The organism is Actinoplanes sp. NPDC051411, assembly GCF_040682075.1.
Classification (GTDB): Bacteria; Actinomycetota; Actinomycetes; order Mycobacteriales; family Micromonosporaceae; genus Actinoplanes.
On the sequence record NZ_JBFBAD010000063.1, the window covers coordinates 1 to 13,993 of the forward strand.

13 protein-coding genes and 1 pseudogene are annotated in these 13,993 nt (G+C 70.7%); 4 read left to right on the forward strand and 10 right to left on the reverse strand.

Annotated elements, in window-relative coordinates; translation table 11 throughout:
* Nucleotides 1–188 precede the first annotated feature (188 nt).
* From AB0M88_RS30475 to AB0M88_RS30500, 6 genes are all read right to left on the reverse strand, one after another.
* On the reverse strand, nt 189–416 hold the full coding sequence (locus AB0M88_RS30475) for a hypothetical protein (RefSeq protein WP_364108293.1): 228 nt from the start codon (nt 414–416) through the stop codon (nt 189–191).
* Between the two features lie 147 nt (nt 417–563).
* Nucleotides 564–1,574: a cobalamin-dependent protein gene (locus tag AB0M88_RS30480; RefSeq protein WP_364108295.1), complete on the reverse strand. Its 1,011-nt coding sequence runs from the start codon at nt 1,572–1,574 to the stop codon at nt 564–566.
* On the reverse strand, nt 1,571–3,217 hold the full coding sequence (locus AB0M88_RS30485) for a PP2C family protein-serine/threonine phosphatase (protein WP_364108297.1): 1,647 nt from the start codon (nt 3,215–3,217) through the stop codon (nt 1,571–1,573). The genes AB0M88_RS30480 and AB0M88_RS30485 overlap by 4 nt, the downstream gene beginning before the upstream one ends.
* Nucleotides 3,218–3,309: 92 nt before the next feature.
* Nucleotides 3,310–4,083: an exodeoxyribonuclease III gene (locus AB0M88_RS30490; protein WP_364108299.1), complete on the reverse strand. Its 774-nt coding sequence runs from the start codon at nt 4,081–4,083 to the stop codon at nt 3,310–3,312.
* Nucleotides 4,084–4,221: 138 nt separating this feature from the next.
* Nucleotides 4,222–6,477 (reverse strand): EAL domain-containing protein, encoded by a 2,256-nt coding sequence (locus AB0M88_RS30495; protein WP_364108301.1) that lies wholly within the window; start codon nt 6,475–6,477, stop codon nt 4,222–4,224.
* Between the two features lie 63 nt (nt 6,478–6,540).
* Nucleotides 6,541–7,353, reverse strand: coding sequence for a universal stress protein (locus AB0M88_RS30500; protein ID WP_364108303.1), 813 nt, complete (start codon nt 7,351–7,353; stop codon nt 6,541–6,543).
* Nucleotides 7,354–7,517: 164 nt separating this feature from the next.
* On the opposite strand from AB0M88_RS30500, the gene AB0M88_RS30505 reads away from it, so the two are divergent.
* Entirely contained in the window at nt 7,518–8,801 is a 1,284-nt protein-coding gene (locus AB0M88_RS30505; RefSeq protein ID WP_364108305.1) for a citrate synthase, read from the forward strand.
* Here AB0M88_RS30505 and AB0M88_RS30510 read toward each other — a convergent pair.
* From AB0M88_RS30510 to AB0M88_RS30525, 4 genes and pseudogenes are all read right to left on the reverse strand, one after another.
* Nucleotides 8,788–9,033 carry a hypothetical protein gene (locus AB0M88_RS30510; RefSeq protein WP_364108307.1) on the reverse strand — a complete coding sequence of 82 codons (246 nt, stop codon included), beginning with the start codon at nt 9,031–9,033 and terminating at the stop codon, nt 8,788–8,790. The two genes, AB0M88_RS30505 and AB0M88_RS30510, sit on opposite strands and share 14 nt — an antisense overlap.
* Nucleotides 9,034–9,035: 2 nt before the next feature.
* Nucleotides 9,036–9,239: pseudogene (locus tag AB0M88_RS30515) on the reverse strand (hypothetical protein); the annotation flags it as partial.
* Between the two features lie 30 nt (nt 9,240–9,269).
* Nucleotides 9,270–9,572, reverse strand: coding sequence for a hypothetical protein (locus AB0M88_RS30520; protein WP_364108309.1), 303 nt, complete (start codon nt 9,570–9,572; stop codon nt 9,270–9,272).
* A gap of 133 nt (nt 9,573–9,705) precedes the next feature.
* Nucleotides 9,706–10,560, reverse strand: coding sequence for a sulfotransferase domain-containing protein (locus AB0M88_RS30525; protein WP_364108311.1), 855 nt, complete (start codon nt 10,558–10,560; stop codon nt 9,706–9,708).
* A gap of 157 nt (nt 10,561–10,717) precedes the next feature.
* Between AB0M88_RS30525 and AB0M88_RS30530 the strand changes: the two genes are divergently transcribed.
* From AB0M88_RS30530 to AB0M88_RS30540, 3 genes are read left to right on the forward strand one after another with little or no spacing between them, the layout of a single operon-like run.
* Nucleotides 10,718–11,815, forward strand: a complete 1,098-nt coding sequence (locus AB0M88_RS30530) for a type III polyketide synthase (RefSeq protein WP_364108313.1) — start codon at nt 10,718–10,720, stop codon at nt 11,813–11,815.
* 10 nt (nt 11,816–11,825) lie between these two features.
* Nucleotides 11,826–13,325 carry a fatty acid desaturase gene (locus AB0M88_RS30535; RefSeq protein WP_364108315.1) on the forward strand — a complete coding sequence of 500 codons (1,500 nt, stop codon included), beginning with the start codon at nt 11,826–11,828 and terminating at the stop codon, nt 13,323–13,325.
* Entirely contained in the window at nt 13,322–13,981 is a 660-nt protein-coding gene (locus AB0M88_RS30540) for an IMP cyclohydrolase (RefSeq protein ID WP_364108317.1), read from the forward strand. Before AB0M88_RS30535 ends, AB0M88_RS30540 begins: the two co-directional genes overlap by 4 nt.
* The last annotated feature ends 12 nt before the right edge of the window (nt 13,982–13,993 follow it).

The following is a 13,993-nucleotide window of genomic DNA, read 5'->3' on the forward strand; positions in this document are numbered from 1 at the left end:
CTCTCCCCGCCGCCGCGGGCCCGCGGCCCGGCCCCCCCCCCCCCCCCCCCGGTCGGGGAGATTCAACGACGCCGGAAGGCGCGGTTCATCGGCGCCCGCCGGGCGCCGCGCTTTCGGCCGTACGCGCTGAGCAGCGCGACACGCGCACTGAACGTCCTGCGGGTTCGCCCGCGAAACAGGCGCACGGCCTAGCTGCGCCGGAACGCGTACGACCGGCCGCCCGACGCGCCGGTTGCTCGTCCCGCGTGGTCGCGTTCGGAGCGCTGCCGGGCCGCCTGACGACTGTCGGTGGCGCCGTGGTGAGCAGGCGCCTTGTCGCTCTCGGGGCCGGGAAGGGCCACCGGCGCCGACGACAGGCCGGCGGCCAGTTCCTGCCGGGCCAGATCGTCCGGATCCACATGGACGGAAAAACTCATGAGTCGACCTCCTGATCATGAGGAAGGAACGCTCGACGGGCGCAGCTGAAGGGGCCCGGAGCGCAGAGAACGCCGAATGAAGAATCAGGCGTAAAGGAGGATCATGCCGAGCAACCTACTCCCGGCCGTGGGCGGCACGCGACCGATTTATTGCGCCACTTCGGCCCGGCCGGCGTCGATCACGGCGAGCGCGGCCGGATAGTCGCGCAGCTGGCCGCGTACGAGAAGAAGCCCGGCCCGCAACGCGGCCGGCGGCACGCCCCGGGCCGCCAGCACCTCGCGGGTCCAGGCGACGAAGTCGGTGAAGATCTTCGCCTCGCTGACGTAGAGGGCGGCGGCGAGGAAGTCGACGATGTGGCCCATGTCTTCGGCCGTCGCGTCGAGCTGCCGCTGGTCATAGTGGCGGACCGCCGGATAGTCGGCGGCCAGGCGGCCCATCGCGGTGCCGATCAGCGCGGGCCGGTGGCGCACCACGTAGGTGTATTCGTCGTCGCCCAGGAACGCCGAGATCTGCGGGTCGCGCATCGGCGGCGGCCAGTCGGCGGCCAGGCGCTCGACCGCCTCCTCGGCCCCGGCCGCCCACGCGTCGGCGCCCAGGTGCTGGGCGTAGCGGCCGCCCGGACCGAAGCCGCGCCCGCCCGCGATGACCGGGATCCCGGCCGACCGGCAGGCCGTGATCGCCGCGTGGGCCCGGGGGAGACGCGTGGCGAGCATGCAGCTCAGCGCCACCGCGTCGGGACCGGTCTGGTGCAGGTGGGTGACCAGGTGCGGGCCGGGCACGCTGGCGCCCAGGAAGTCGGTGCGCCAGCCGTCGAGCCGCAGCATCTCGGCCAGGATGCGGACCGGCAGGGCGTGCCACTCGCCGTCGACACAGGCGATCGTCACCCGGCCGCGGGTCGGCCGGGCCGTGGTGCGCGCCGCGATCGCCGAGACCACCCGTTCGCTGACCGCGGTGGCGGCGTGCTCGCGGGCGATCGACCACTCGTCGGCCGCCCACAGCGCGCCGACCTGGGCCTGCGCGCCGCCGATCAGGTCGACCAGGATGCGCTGCGGCGGCACGCCGTCGTCGAGCAGCCCGAGCACCATCTCGATCGCGGCGTATTCGTCGCCGTCACCGATCAGCTCGAGGAAGTCGGTCTGTGTCGTCGTCGCGGTCATGCGCGCTGCCGGGCGCGGCGCGGTTCGATCGCCCACCGGGAGGCGTTGCGGGCACCGCCGCCGCGCAGGGTCAGGGCGGTGCGGGCCGGCGCGCGCACGGCCAGCATCGCGATGTCGTCACCGGTGCCGCCGTGCACCCAGTCGGAGACCAGCTGCCGGAGCCGCTCGACGGTGACCGCGGCCGGCATGCCGGCGCAGGTGGACAGCGCGTCGTGCAGGCGGGGCTCGCCCCACATCTCGGTGCCGCTCGGGCCGCCCCGGGCCTCGGTGAGACCGTCGCTGTAGAGCAGGCAGAGCTCGCCCGGCCCCAGCTCGACATCGGCCGGCCGCACCACCGTGCGCTCGACCGCGCCGATCAGTGTGCCGCTGACCGGGGCCTCCTCGACCCGGCCGTCGAGCCGCAGCACCAGGGGAGCCGGGTGGCCGCCGGTGGCCAGCGTGAGGCGCAGCCGGCCGTGCTCGATCCGCCGCACGGATCCGACCACCAGGGTCACGAACCGGTGCTGGCGCCCGGCCTGCAGCAGCGCCTGGTTGAGCACCTTGAGCATGCGCTCGGGCCGGGTCTCGACCAGCCGCAGCGCGCGCAGGGTCTGCCGCACCTTGCCGGTGAGCACCGCCGCCTCGGGCCCGGTGCCGCACACGTCGCCGAGTGCGATCATCGTGTCGGGGCAGGTCGCGGTCGCGGTGAACACGTCGTAGAAGTCGCCGCCGACCCGCAGCGCCTCGCGGGCCGCCTGGTAGGACCCGGCCAGCTCGAGGCCCTCGGGCTGAGGCAGCTCGGGCGGGAGCAGGTCGGCCTGGAGCACCGCGGCGGTGTCGACCTGTTCGCGGTAGAGCGCGGCGGCCGACAGCGCGGCCCCGGCGCGGGCGGCGAAGATGCGGGCGAGCATCTCGTCTTCCGGGCCGAAGGTGCCGTGGCGGGCCAGCACCAGGGCGCCGGCCGGCTCGGCGTTGCCCGGCAGGGGCGTGACCAGCAGCGCGCCGATCGGCCCGAATCCCGCCGGGAGCAGCCAGTCGGGGGCCTGCGCGGCGTCGAGCCAGCGGCTGGGGACCGGCGGGAAGCCGCCGAGCGCCTCGATCAGGCCGGGCACCTCGGTGAGCAGCCGCTCGGGCCGGGTTTCCTCCTCGATCGTGCCGCCGCCGGTCAGGCGGACCCACATGTTCTGCCGCTTGTGGGAGGGCAGGACCAGCACGGCCGCGTCGGCCAGGTTGCCGACCGCCAGTTCGGCGGTCGTGCGCAGGCAGCGGCCCAGGTGCAGGGAGGCGGCCAGGCGCCGGCCGGCCTCGGCCAGGAACGCCGTGCGCGCCCGCTCGGCCTCCAGCGCGCCGGCCCGCAGGATCTCCTCGGTGCGGTCGCGCAGGAACCAGCCGTAGTGGCCGGAGCCCAACTCGCGCCGCTCGCCGACCAGGTGACGACCGGCGTGCTCGAGGGTGACATGGTCGTCGTCGCCGGGCGCCCAGGGCTCGACCGTGGTCAGCTCCGGCATCAGGCGGGCGGCGGCGCGGTTGACCAGCACGATGTGGTCGTCGGCCGCGTCACACAGCACCACCGCCTCGGTGGTGGCGTCGAGCGCGGCCCGCAGCAGGGCCGGCACGGGTTCGTCGTGGAGCGGTCGGCCGGTCTGCACCGGCAGTTTCGCCACCAATGGTCCCTCCCGTCTCTCCCCGCCTTAACGATCTTTATCCCCACCAGCGTAGTGGGTTCAGCGGTAAGACGACCGGCTCAGGACCGGCTTCACCCGTCGATGTCGACCACGATCGGGGCGTGGTCGGAGGGGCCCTTGCCCTTGCGCGCCTCGCGGTCCACCACGGCATCTGTCACCTTGGCGGCGACGTCCGGGGTGGCGTAGACGAGGTCGATGCGCATGCCTTTGTTCATGTGGAACATGCCGGCGCGGTAATCCCAATAGGTGAACGGGTGGTCGCCCTTGAGGGGACGCCCGACCACGTCCTGGAGCCCGGCCGCCCGGATCGCGGCCAGCGCCGCACGCTCGGGCGGGGTCACGTGGGTCGAGCCGACGAAGACCGACGGGTCCCACACGTCGTCGTCGGTCGGGGCCACGTTGTAGTCGCCGGCCACGACCAGCGGCCCCCGGGCGATCTCCGGGACCAGGGCGTCGCGCAGCGCCGCCAGCCAGCTCAACTTGTAGGTGTAGTGGGGGTCGTCGGGGGTGCGGCCGTTGGGCACGTAGACCGAGCGGAACCGGATGCCGCCGCAGGTCGCCGCGATCGCCCTCGCCTCGGGATCGGGATAGCCGGGTTCACCCGGGAACCCCTTCTCGACGTCGTCGAGGCCGATCCGGGACAGCAGCGCGACGCCGTTCCACCGGCCGGTGCCGTACGCCGCGGTCTCGTAGCCCAGTCCGGACACCTCGCCGGACGGGAAGCCGTCGGCCGCCACCTTGGTCTCCTGCAGGCACAGCACGTCGGGCTTGGTGGCGTCGAGCCACTCCAGCAGGCGGGGCAGGCGGGCCTTGACCGAGTTGACGTTCCAGGTCGCGAAGCGCATCCGCCCAGCTTGCCAGCTTTCAGCCGCGACGGCTCGCGGCGATGAGCGCGGTGCTCAGGCCCAGCGTCAGGACCATAAGCAATGCGGCCATCCGAACCCCCTGCGGTGATCTTCGTTACTCCCGAGTAGGTGGAGATGCTATGTCGGTTCCGGGCGGCCCGCCAGAGCGGCGGTACCACTGGCATGCCAATGGACCGCGAACTCGGTCGCCGGAACGGCCGGCCCCCACAGCCAGCCCTGACCGTTCGTCACCCCGACGGCGGCCAGCGAATCCCGCTGCAACCGGGTCTCCACACCCTCGGCGATCACGCTCAGCCCCATCGCGGTGCTCATCGCCACCACCGCCCGTACGATCTCCTCGTCCTCCGCGTCGGCACCCAGGCCGGTCACGAACGAGCGGTCGATCTTGACGCCGGTGACCGGGAACCGGCGCAGATAGCCGAGCGCCGAGAAGCCGGTGCCGAAGTCGTCGATCAGCAGCTTCACGCCCATCTCGCGCAGCTCGTAGAGGACCCGTCCGGTGACCGACGAGCCGTCGACCATCACCGACTCGGTCATCTCCAGCGCCACCACCGGGGCCGGTACGCCGAACTCGACCAGCTCCGACGCCACGACCAGCGGCATCTCCGGCTCGCTGAACTGCTGGGCCGACACGTTGATCGACAGGTAGAAGTCGTCGGCCACGGTCCCGTCCCTGCGCCACACCCCGAGCTGGCGCAGCGCCTCGCGCCGCACCCAGGTGCCGAGGGTGCCGATCAGCCCGGCCGACTCGGCGACCGGGATGAACACGCTCGGCGGAATCTGGCCGCGCTCCGGGTGCAGCCAGCGGACCAGGGCCTCGGCGCCAAGCGGCTCACCGGTCGAGAGCCGCACGATCGGCTGGTACGCGACGTACAGCTGACCCTCGGCCAGCGCCTGGCGCAACGCGACCTCGAGCTCGATCCGCGCCCGCACCTCGTCGTGCATCGAGGTGTCGAAGATCGTGGAGCGGCCGGGGCCCTCGGCCTTGGCCCGGTACATCGCCGTGTCGGCGTCCCGCATCAGCGCCTCGGCGGTCAGCGCCGCGCTGCCGCCGTCGTCCTTCGCGTGCGAGATCCCGATCGACGCGGTGATCGGGATCTCGGTGTCGCGGACCGGGAACGGCCGCGCGAAGCAGCCCCGGATCTCGTCGGCCAGGCTCAGCGCCTCGTTCCGGCCGCCGGCGTAGGCGAGCAGGAACTCGTCGCCGCCCACCCGGGCGACCGGCACCGACTCGGGCATCGTGGCGCGCAGCCGCCGGGCCGCCTCGATCACGATCTGGTCGCCGGTGTCGTGGCCCCACGAGTCGTTGACCCACTTGAAGCCGTCCAGGTCGAGCAGGAACACCCAGACCTCGCCCCGGCCCAGCCGCCGCTCGATCTCGGCCGAGATGGCCCGCCGGTTGGGCAGGCCGGTGAGGGGATCGTGCCGGGCCTGGTGCTCGGCCGCCCGCTGGGCGCTGGCCTGGGCCCGTACGGCCGAGATCGCTCGCACCAGCAGCGTGGTCACGATCAGCACCCCGCCGGTCGCGATGATCCAGCGGTGGGCCGGCGTGCCGCCGGTGACCAGCAACAACGCGAACGGCGCGGCCAGCGCCGGCACCAGCAGCATCACCCGGCGCACCGACCACGCCTGCACCGGCGGCCGGGCGGCGTGGCTGAGCTCGACCGCCGACGGGTGCAGCGCGGTCACGCCCATCAGCGTGTAGCCGATCAGGAACGGCACGTTCAGCATCGGCGAGCCGTAGATCTGGCCCTGCAGGCCGACGATCGCGTACGCGGTGTCACCGATGGTCACGAAGATCAGCGCGCCGATGAACGAGAGCAGGCTGACCGGCCAGGTCCGGGCCGTGAAGGTGAGGTTGATCATCAGCAGCAGGACCGTGATGTCGCAGAGCGGGTAGAGCCCGGCCATGAACGACTCGGCGGCGGGCCGGTCGTGGATCGCGGCGGCCGGCTCGGCCAGGATCAGGAAGCTGAACAGGGCGCCGCCCAGCCAGACGATCAGGGCGTCGAGCACCGCGTGCCGGTCGAGGCTGCGCCGGCAGCGCAGCAGCACGGCGATGAACACGCAGAGCAGAAGGTAGGCCGGGATCGTGATCGCGTCGGCGATCAGCGGCAGCGGCATCGCCAGGTCGGTCACGACCGGGCGGACCATCACCCCGACCAGGAACAACAGGGCGACCACACCGATCAGCCGCCACGCGCCGGGCGGCCGGGCACCGTGCCGGCGCGGGCCCCAGAAGCACGCCCAGACCGTGCCGATGCCGGTGACGGCCAGGCACGCGTCGGAGACGATCACGCTCACATTGAGCGTGTAGAGCACGGACGCGAGCAGGCCGACCACGGCAAACGTCCGCCAGGCCCAGCGCCCCAACCCGGCCTCCCGATTTCTGTCGACATCCAACAGATCGGTACGAGAGGTCGACGACTGAGCAATCTATCCCGCGAGGGCGCTGGACGACTTGCTGGATGTCCGCCGGGCGGGCACCGCCGGCCCGTGCACGAAGACGGTCGGGCAGGCGCCCTGCCGCAGCAGATGCCGGGCGACCGAGCCGAGCATCGCCGCCCCGCTGGTGCCCCGGGGGCCGAGCACCAGGATGCGGGCCCGGGACGAGGCGCGCACCAGCGCCGGACCGGGCACCCCGCTGAGCAGGCGGCCGCGGGCGCGGCGCAGCTCGGGGACGGCGGCCATCGCGGCGGCCAGGATCGCCCGGCCCTCGTCCTCGGCCCGGTAGCCGGCCCGGCTGACCACGTGCACCGCGTCGACGCCGATCCCGCGCCGCCGCGCCTCGAGCGCGGCCAGCCGCAGCCCCTGCACCGACCAGGGCGAACCGTCGACCGCGGCGACCACCGGACCGGACGGCGGCCGGGGTCCGCGGGCCACCACGACCGGGCAGAACGCCCGGGCCACGATCTGGACGAGCGCCGCCGAGTCGGGCACCGTGTTTCCCACCACCACCAGCTCGGCGGTGCGGCTGAGCTGGATCAGAACGCGATCGGGCGGCCCGTCGACCAGTTGCGGGTCCACCCGCACGCCGGGTGTGGAACGCTGGGCGGTGGCGGCCGCCTCGTCCAGCAGTTGCTCGGCGGCCAGCCGGCTGTCACTCTCAGCGGCCCAGGTGAACGCATGCACTATTCGCAGAAGGCGCCCGCGCGAGACGGCTTCGCGCGCGCCGAGCCGCACGGCGGCCAGGCCGGCCGCGGTGCCGTCGACACCTACCACCACCGGGGACGTAGTCGGGATTCGCAACGGTCACACCTCCGCTGTCACTCCACCCATCATTGTCTATCTCCGGCGGGCAATCCTGGTGATCAATCCCTCAGCCGGAGGCCACCTGATGACCCATTCAGGTTGAGGGTTTACGGTGAACTTCACATTCCATGGGACATCTGCCGGTGAAGTGAGGGAAATACATGACGGATGTCAAGCTCGACCACCCTGGTGGCCAGTTGTCCATGCCGGTACGCGAGGCGGTCGAGGGTCCGGGCGGCATCGACGTCAGTGCGCTTCTGAAGGAGACCGGCTTCGTCACCCTCGATCAGGGTTTCGTCAACACGGCCTCCACCACGTCGTCGATCACCTACATCGACGGCGACGCCGGCATTCTGCGTTACCGCGGCTACCCGATCGAGCAGCTGGCCGAGAAGTCGTCGTTCCTCGAGGTGTCGTACCTCCTGCTCAACGACGCGCTTCCGACGCCGCAGCAGCTGCGCGACTTCGCCGACAAGATCCGGGTGCACACGCTCCTGCAGGAGGAGATGCGCACCTTCTTCTCCGGCTTCCCCCGCGACGCGCACCCGATGGCCGTGCTCTCCTCCGCGGTCACCGCGCTGTCGACCTTCTACCAGGACACGCTCGACCCGCTCGACCCCGAGCAGGTGGAGATCTCGGCGATCCGGCTCATGGCGAAGCTTCCGACCATCGCGGCGTACGCCTACAAGAAGTCCATCGGCCACCCGCTGCCGTACCCGGACAACTCGCTCGACTACGTCGAGAACTTCCTGCGCATGACCTTCGGCCTGCCGACGGTGCAGTACGACGTCGACCCCAAGATCGCGAAGATCCTGGACATGCTGTTCATCCTGCACGCCGACCACGAGCAGAACTGCTCCACGTCGTCCGTGCGGCTGGTCGGCTCGGCCCAGGCCAACCTCTTCGCCTCGATCTCGGCCGGCATCAACGCGCTCTCCGGCCCGCTGCACGGCGGGGCCAACGCGGCCGTCCTGGAGATGCTCGAGCAGATCCACACGTCCGGCGACGACGTCAACTCCTTCGTCACGCGAGTGAAGAACAAGGAGAAGGGCGTCAAGCTGATGGGCTTCGGCCACCGGGTCTACAAGAACTACGACCCGCGCGCCGCCATCGTCAAGAAGGCCGCCCAGGACGTGCTCAACACCCTCGACAAGCCCGACCCGCTGCTCGAGATCGCGTTCCAGCTCGAGGAGATCGCGCTCAAGGACGACTATTTCGTCTCGCGCAAGCTCTACCCGAACGTCGATTTCTACACCGGCCTCATCTACAAGGCGCTGGGCTTCCCGACCAAGATGTTCACGGTCCTGTTCGCCATCGGCCGCCTGCCCGGCTGGATCGCCCAGTGGTCCGAGATGATGACCGATCCGGCCACCAAGATCGGCCGCCCCCGCCAGCTCTACACGGGCGCGCCCGAGCGCGATTTCACCGCGATCACCGAGCGCTGATTTCCCGCACTCCCGCCAAGAACGCCAAGAACGCCCCGTCGCTTTCCTCGCGGCGGGGCGCTTCCTTTTTCCTGCGGATGGCCTCGCGTTTGGTCCTGCCCTCGGTTATGCGGCGGTCGATGTAAGCCCGGGTTCGGATGTCCCAGCGCAGTCGGGCCAGGACGATGATGTAGAACGCGGAGTTGGCGCTGCGTTTTTTCCAGACGACATCTCGATAGGGCTGACTGCGCACAACGCGGCGAAAGATGCCTCACTGCTGAGTCGTCGTGGGTTGTCGCCGGCGGCCAGGAGAAGAGCTGCCGCGGTGTCGGGCCCAACGCCGGGTCGTTGCAGGAGCTCGGGCGTGTGAGCGGATATGGCGTCGGAGATGCGCGGTTCAGATCGTCGACCTCGCGAGTGAGTTCGATGAACCGGCGAGCCAGCAGACGCAGGGTGTATGCCGCAGCCGACGTGGGATCGTCGGTGGTGTCAGGGGTCGAGGTCGGCGCACGGGCGAACCAGCTCGGGCAGGCTGAGTCCGGTCCTCGACTCACGCGGGTTCGGGTCGACGCCGACGGCTTTGAGCTGGTTGATCGCCTGGGTCCGGGCTTTGACAGCGGAGTTTTTGGCCAGCTTGAACAGGCGGATCCGTTCGACATGGCCGTCGCTGGTCTTCGCGATGGCGGTGGCTCGCCCGGACAGAACCGCTCGGCCTGCGGTCTCCGCGTCGATCGCGTCGGTTTTGCCGCGTCGGCGACGGTTGGCCTGGTCGGGCTGGCTGACCTCGATCACTGTCAGCCCTGCAGACAGCAGATGTCGAGTTAGCCGAGCAATGCCTGACAACCCTCGGCGGTAGTCCGGAACTGCCGGCTTTCCAGCAGAGCGCCGTGGACGCTCGGGCGGCCTGCGTAAATGGTTGCGCCCGTCAGGTCGTCGCGCGCGGGGCGTGGAGCCACTCCAGCAGGTCGGGCGGGGCCAGGCCGGCCGCCTTCGCCTGGTAGCGGGCGACCTCCTCGGCCGTGAACACCTCGCGCGCGCCCGGGGTGCCGCGCCGGAAGAACGCCGTGCTGTCGCGGAACGGCCCGTGCCCGGAGCCCGGCACCAGGTGGCCGGCGCGGTCGCGCATCTGGTCGAAGCCGGCCGCCGCGACCAGGCCCGGCCACTGCGCCTCGGGCACGGCGATGCCGAGCCGCCAGGCCAGATAGCGCATCTGCGCCTCGAGCCCCACCACCAGGTCGTCGTAGTGGACGAGCAGCACGTTGGGCCAGAACCGCCGGCTCCAGGCGTCGGTGAGGTGCCACATCGCGGCCGGCAGCGACTCGGGAAAGGCGGTGTCGCCGTCGAGCCAGCGGGCCAGGTCGTCGTGGGGCGACCCGCTCGGCGAAGGCGGGCCGTCGGCCATGTTTTCCAGGTGGTGCTGCAGCGAGACGAACATGTCGAGCGGATGCCGCGCGCTCACGACGTACGTCACGTAGGGGTAGTAGGGCAGGCCGTCGAGCGGGGTGTGCGTCTTGATGAACCGGCGGTGCGGCTGGGCGGCCAGTTGGGCATAGAGCATCCCCGGCGGCATGACCAGGTGGTCGAGCCAGGGCGAGAGGTGCCAGAGCGGGGCCGGCAACTCGGGCCGCTGGAAGATCAGCAGCGCGCAGATCATCTGGAGCCAGGTCGTGCCGGTGCGCCGCCGGGTGCTGATCACGATGTCGCCGGGGCGGAACGGGAAACTCAGCCAGCGCGCGCTGTCCTCCTCACGGGAGCGGTAGCGGACCGGCGTCGGGGACACGGCCCGAAACAGTAGCAGAATTCATTGATCAACACCGTCCACTGTATACCGCGATAAAGCCCGATAGCGGGTCGAATACGGATCGTTGATCGACCTCGACCAGGTGTTCTAGAGTGACCGTCAGCCGGGCCGGTGGCCCGGTGAACGGGGGAAACACATGGTCAGTGACGCAGAAATTCGTGCTGCTGATAAAACGGAAATCGCGGCCACGATCGCTTCCGTCGGCAGCGCATTTCCACCCGATTCCTATTCGCAGGACGAGGTCGGTGCTCTGCTCGGCCTGCGCCATCGGGCGGTCCGCAAACTACTCGGCGCGCCCCACATCCGCAAACGCCACCTTTATCTCCCCCCGCCCGACCCGATCACCGGCCGCGTTCCCGACGAGTCGCCGGCCCAGCTGCAGGCCAAGTTCCGGCGCGGCGCCCTCGAGATCGGCGGCCAGGCGATCGAGAAGGCGCTGAGCGGGGCCGGGCTCACCGCGGCCGACGTCGACCACCTGGTCTGCGTCACCTCGACCGGCTTCCTGGTGCCCGGCCTCAGCTCGCTGTTCTCCCGCGAGCTGGGCTTCTCGGCCCGGCTGCTCCGGTCCGACATCGTCGGCATGGGCTGCAACGCCGGGCTCAACGGGATGAACCCGCTGGTCCAGTGGGTGCGCACGCATCCCGGCCGGGTCGGGCTGCTGGTCTGCTGCGAGATCAACTCGGCGATGTACGTCGTCGACAACACCCCGCGCACCGGCATCGTGAACAGCCTCTTCGGAGACGGGGCGGCGTCCGCCGTACTCGTCGCCGGCGGTGACCGGGCCGCCGGGCCGGAACCGAGGGTCCTCGATTTCGAGAGTTTCTGCCTGCCCGATCAATGGGCGGCAATGCGGTTCGACTGGGACGCCGGAGCCGGCAAATGGAGTTTCTTTCTCGACCGAGCGATTCCCTATGTGATCGGTTTCAACGTCCGCGAACCGCTGAGCCGGCTGCTCGAACGCAATGGGCTCGGCTTCGGCGCGATCCGGCACTGGGTGTTCCACACCGGCGGCGGGGCGGTCATCGACTCGGTCAAGGTCAGCCTCGGGCTCGAGGAACGCGACGTGCGGCACACCCGGTCGGTGCTGCGCGACTACGGCAACATTTCCAGCGGGAGCTTCCTGGTCAGCCTGGAACGGCTGATGGCCGAGGGAAGCGCCTCGCCGGGAGACCACGGCGTGCTGGTGACGATGGGTCCGGGCGCGCAGATCGAGACGGCACTGATCCAGTTCTAGGAGTCAGCACATGGCCGACACTCTGAATCGCACATCACCGATCACCGGCACCGTTCTTCCGCAGGGCCGTCCCTATTGGATCGTCGACGGGAAGGCCTACGACTTCACCGAGTGGCTCAAAATCCACCCGGGCGGCTCGAACTGGTTCGGGCCCAGCATGGGCCGCGACATCAGCGCGGTCGTACACACCTATCATCGCGACCCGGCCAAACTGCAGAAATTTCTGGCCCGCTACGAGATCGAGGGCTTCACCGAGAAGGACATCCTGCCCAAGCTCGGGGTGCCCCCGTTCCTGCTCGACCCCGATTTCGACGCGACGAAAGACCTGCCCCGCCTCGACTTCCGCGACCAGGGCAGCCTTCTGGCCGCCATCCGGACGGCGGTCAACGCCCGCTTCTCGAAAAAGGACCTCCGACGGTACGACCGTGGCTTCGACCTGGTCACCTGGCTGCTCGTCGGCGCGCACCTGGCCACGCTGGTCCTGCTGCTGACCGGAGTGATCCCGGCCTGGGCGTTCGTGGTGCTGCAGGTCGTCACCCGCACCTCGCTGGCCGGGGCCGGGCACTACCACCTGCACCGACGCTGGCGTGACCAGAAGAAATACGCGCTGCCGCCGCTCGGCAAGGCCCTGTTCGACGTCAACTACGTCGGGACGAGCCTGATCGGCACCGACGGGCACGTGCTGCTGCACCACCCGTACATGGGCTCGGGCGCCGACGTGAAGAAGACGTTCTTCGACGGCATGCTGCGGCTCCACCCGGTCCTGCGGGTCCCCGGCTACACACTGCACAAGTTCGGCATCTGCCTGAGCGGCCTGTCGTTGCGGGCCCGCGAGCTGGCCCGGTTCGAGGCGCCCAAACAGGGCAAGGCCCCGCTGCGGATCGACTTCTGGATCGTCCGGGCACTGCTGCTGGCCGAGTTCGTGGCCTGCCTGGCCACCGGGCACATCCTGGCCTGGGCGGTGCAGTTCGTGATCACGCTGTGGTTCAACACCTTCCTGGTGGTGGCCAGCCACGACTTCGAAGACGAGAAGTCCGAGGAGGAAGAGCTGGCCGTCATTCCCGAGCGGTGGCGCGACGACTGGGCGGCCCGGCAGATCTGCCTCAGCTACGACCTGACCGTGGTCGGCAACCGGTGGATCGACCTCTGGCTGAGCGCCGGCCTCTCGCCGCACCGCGTCCACCACGTGCTGCCCTACCAAGGCTCCGGGTTCGCCAACCTGGCCACCGAGAAGACGGTGCGGGCGGTGTGCGAGGAGAACGGCATCGTCTGGGAACGCCCCCGCAACCTGCTCTTCAACCGCTTCCCGGCCGTCATCCGGCACTACCTGTTCTGCCCGGTGAAGGCGCTCCCGCGTCCCCCGTCCGGGCCGCCGCCGGCCGGCGGGCCGCCGCTGCCGGGCCGCTTCCCGGCCGGCCCCATGCCGCCGGTCCAGGTCCGCGGAGTGCGCGGCCAGCTGGGGGAGTTCCTCACGTACGCCTGGGACGGCGTGCGAGGCTTCGGCGTGTGATCTTCTCCCCCTACCCCGGCCGCGTGCTCATCCTCGCCCGCACCGGCGACGGCACCCTGGCCGGGATTTATGCCCTGACCGGCCGCAGCGAGTCCTCCCGCCGGCGCCAGATCATCCAGCTGTCGCCGGCCGAGCTGCGGGTCGCCCCGCTGGACGATCACGACCATGACAGCCTGCGGCACTACACGGCGGCCCTGAGCGACGAACAGTGGACCGTCTTCGGCAACGGGGAACAGGTGGGAACCGTCTTCGACCGCCTCTTCGCCGGGGCGCCGCCGGCGGTCGCCCTCGACGACCTGTCCTACGAGCCCGACCCGCCCCTGCACACACCCCGGATCACGGCGGTGGTCTCCCGCTCGTCGGGGACGGTGTGGCTGGGCGCCGCCCGGAGGCCGGACGGGTTGCGGTCCACCGCGGACGTCACGGTCACGACCGTACGGGAAATGGCCGTGAGCGACGCGCTCACCCTGACCACCTATGACTCGGACGGCTCGTCGGTGGCCGTCGCCGCGACGGTCGACGAGTTCACCACCCCGGCCGCCACGCCTGACGACCTGCTGGACGAGGTCTGGTCGTCGCTCGACCCGGCCTACCGCGTGGCCGCCGCCCTCCTGTCGCCGATGAGCGGCGCCGGCGCGACCCTCCGGCACGCCTGAATCGGGCGCCCA

What these genes read in the sequence shown, in the direction of transcription:
- AB0M88_RS30530 (WP_364108313.1), top strand. Translation starts at nt 10,718, where the DNA reads ATGGTCAGTGACGCAGAAATTCGTGCTGCTGATAAAACGGAAATCGCG.
- AB0M88_RS30490 (WP_364108299.1), bottom strand. Translation starts at nt 4,083, where the DNA reads ATGCGCTTCGCGACCTGGAACGTCAACTCGGTCAAGGCCCGCCTGCCC.
- AB0M88_RS30505 (WP_364108305.1), top strand. Translation starts at nt 7,518, where the DNA reads ATGACGGATGTCAAGCTCGACCACCCTGGTGGCCAGTTGTCCATGCCG.
- AB0M88_RS30480 (WP_364108295.1), bottom strand. Translation starts at nt 1,574, where the DNA reads ATGACCGCGACGACGACACAGACCGACTTCCTCGAGCTGATCGGTGAC.
- AB0M88_RS30535 (WP_364108315.1), top strand. Translation starts at nt 11,826, where the DNA reads ATGGCCGACACTCTGAATCGCACATCACCGATCACCGGCACCGTTCTT.
- AB0M88_RS30475 (WP_364108293.1), bottom strand. Translation starts at nt 416, where the DNA reads ATGAGTTTTTCCGTCCATGTGGATCCGGACGATCTGGCCCGGCAGGAA.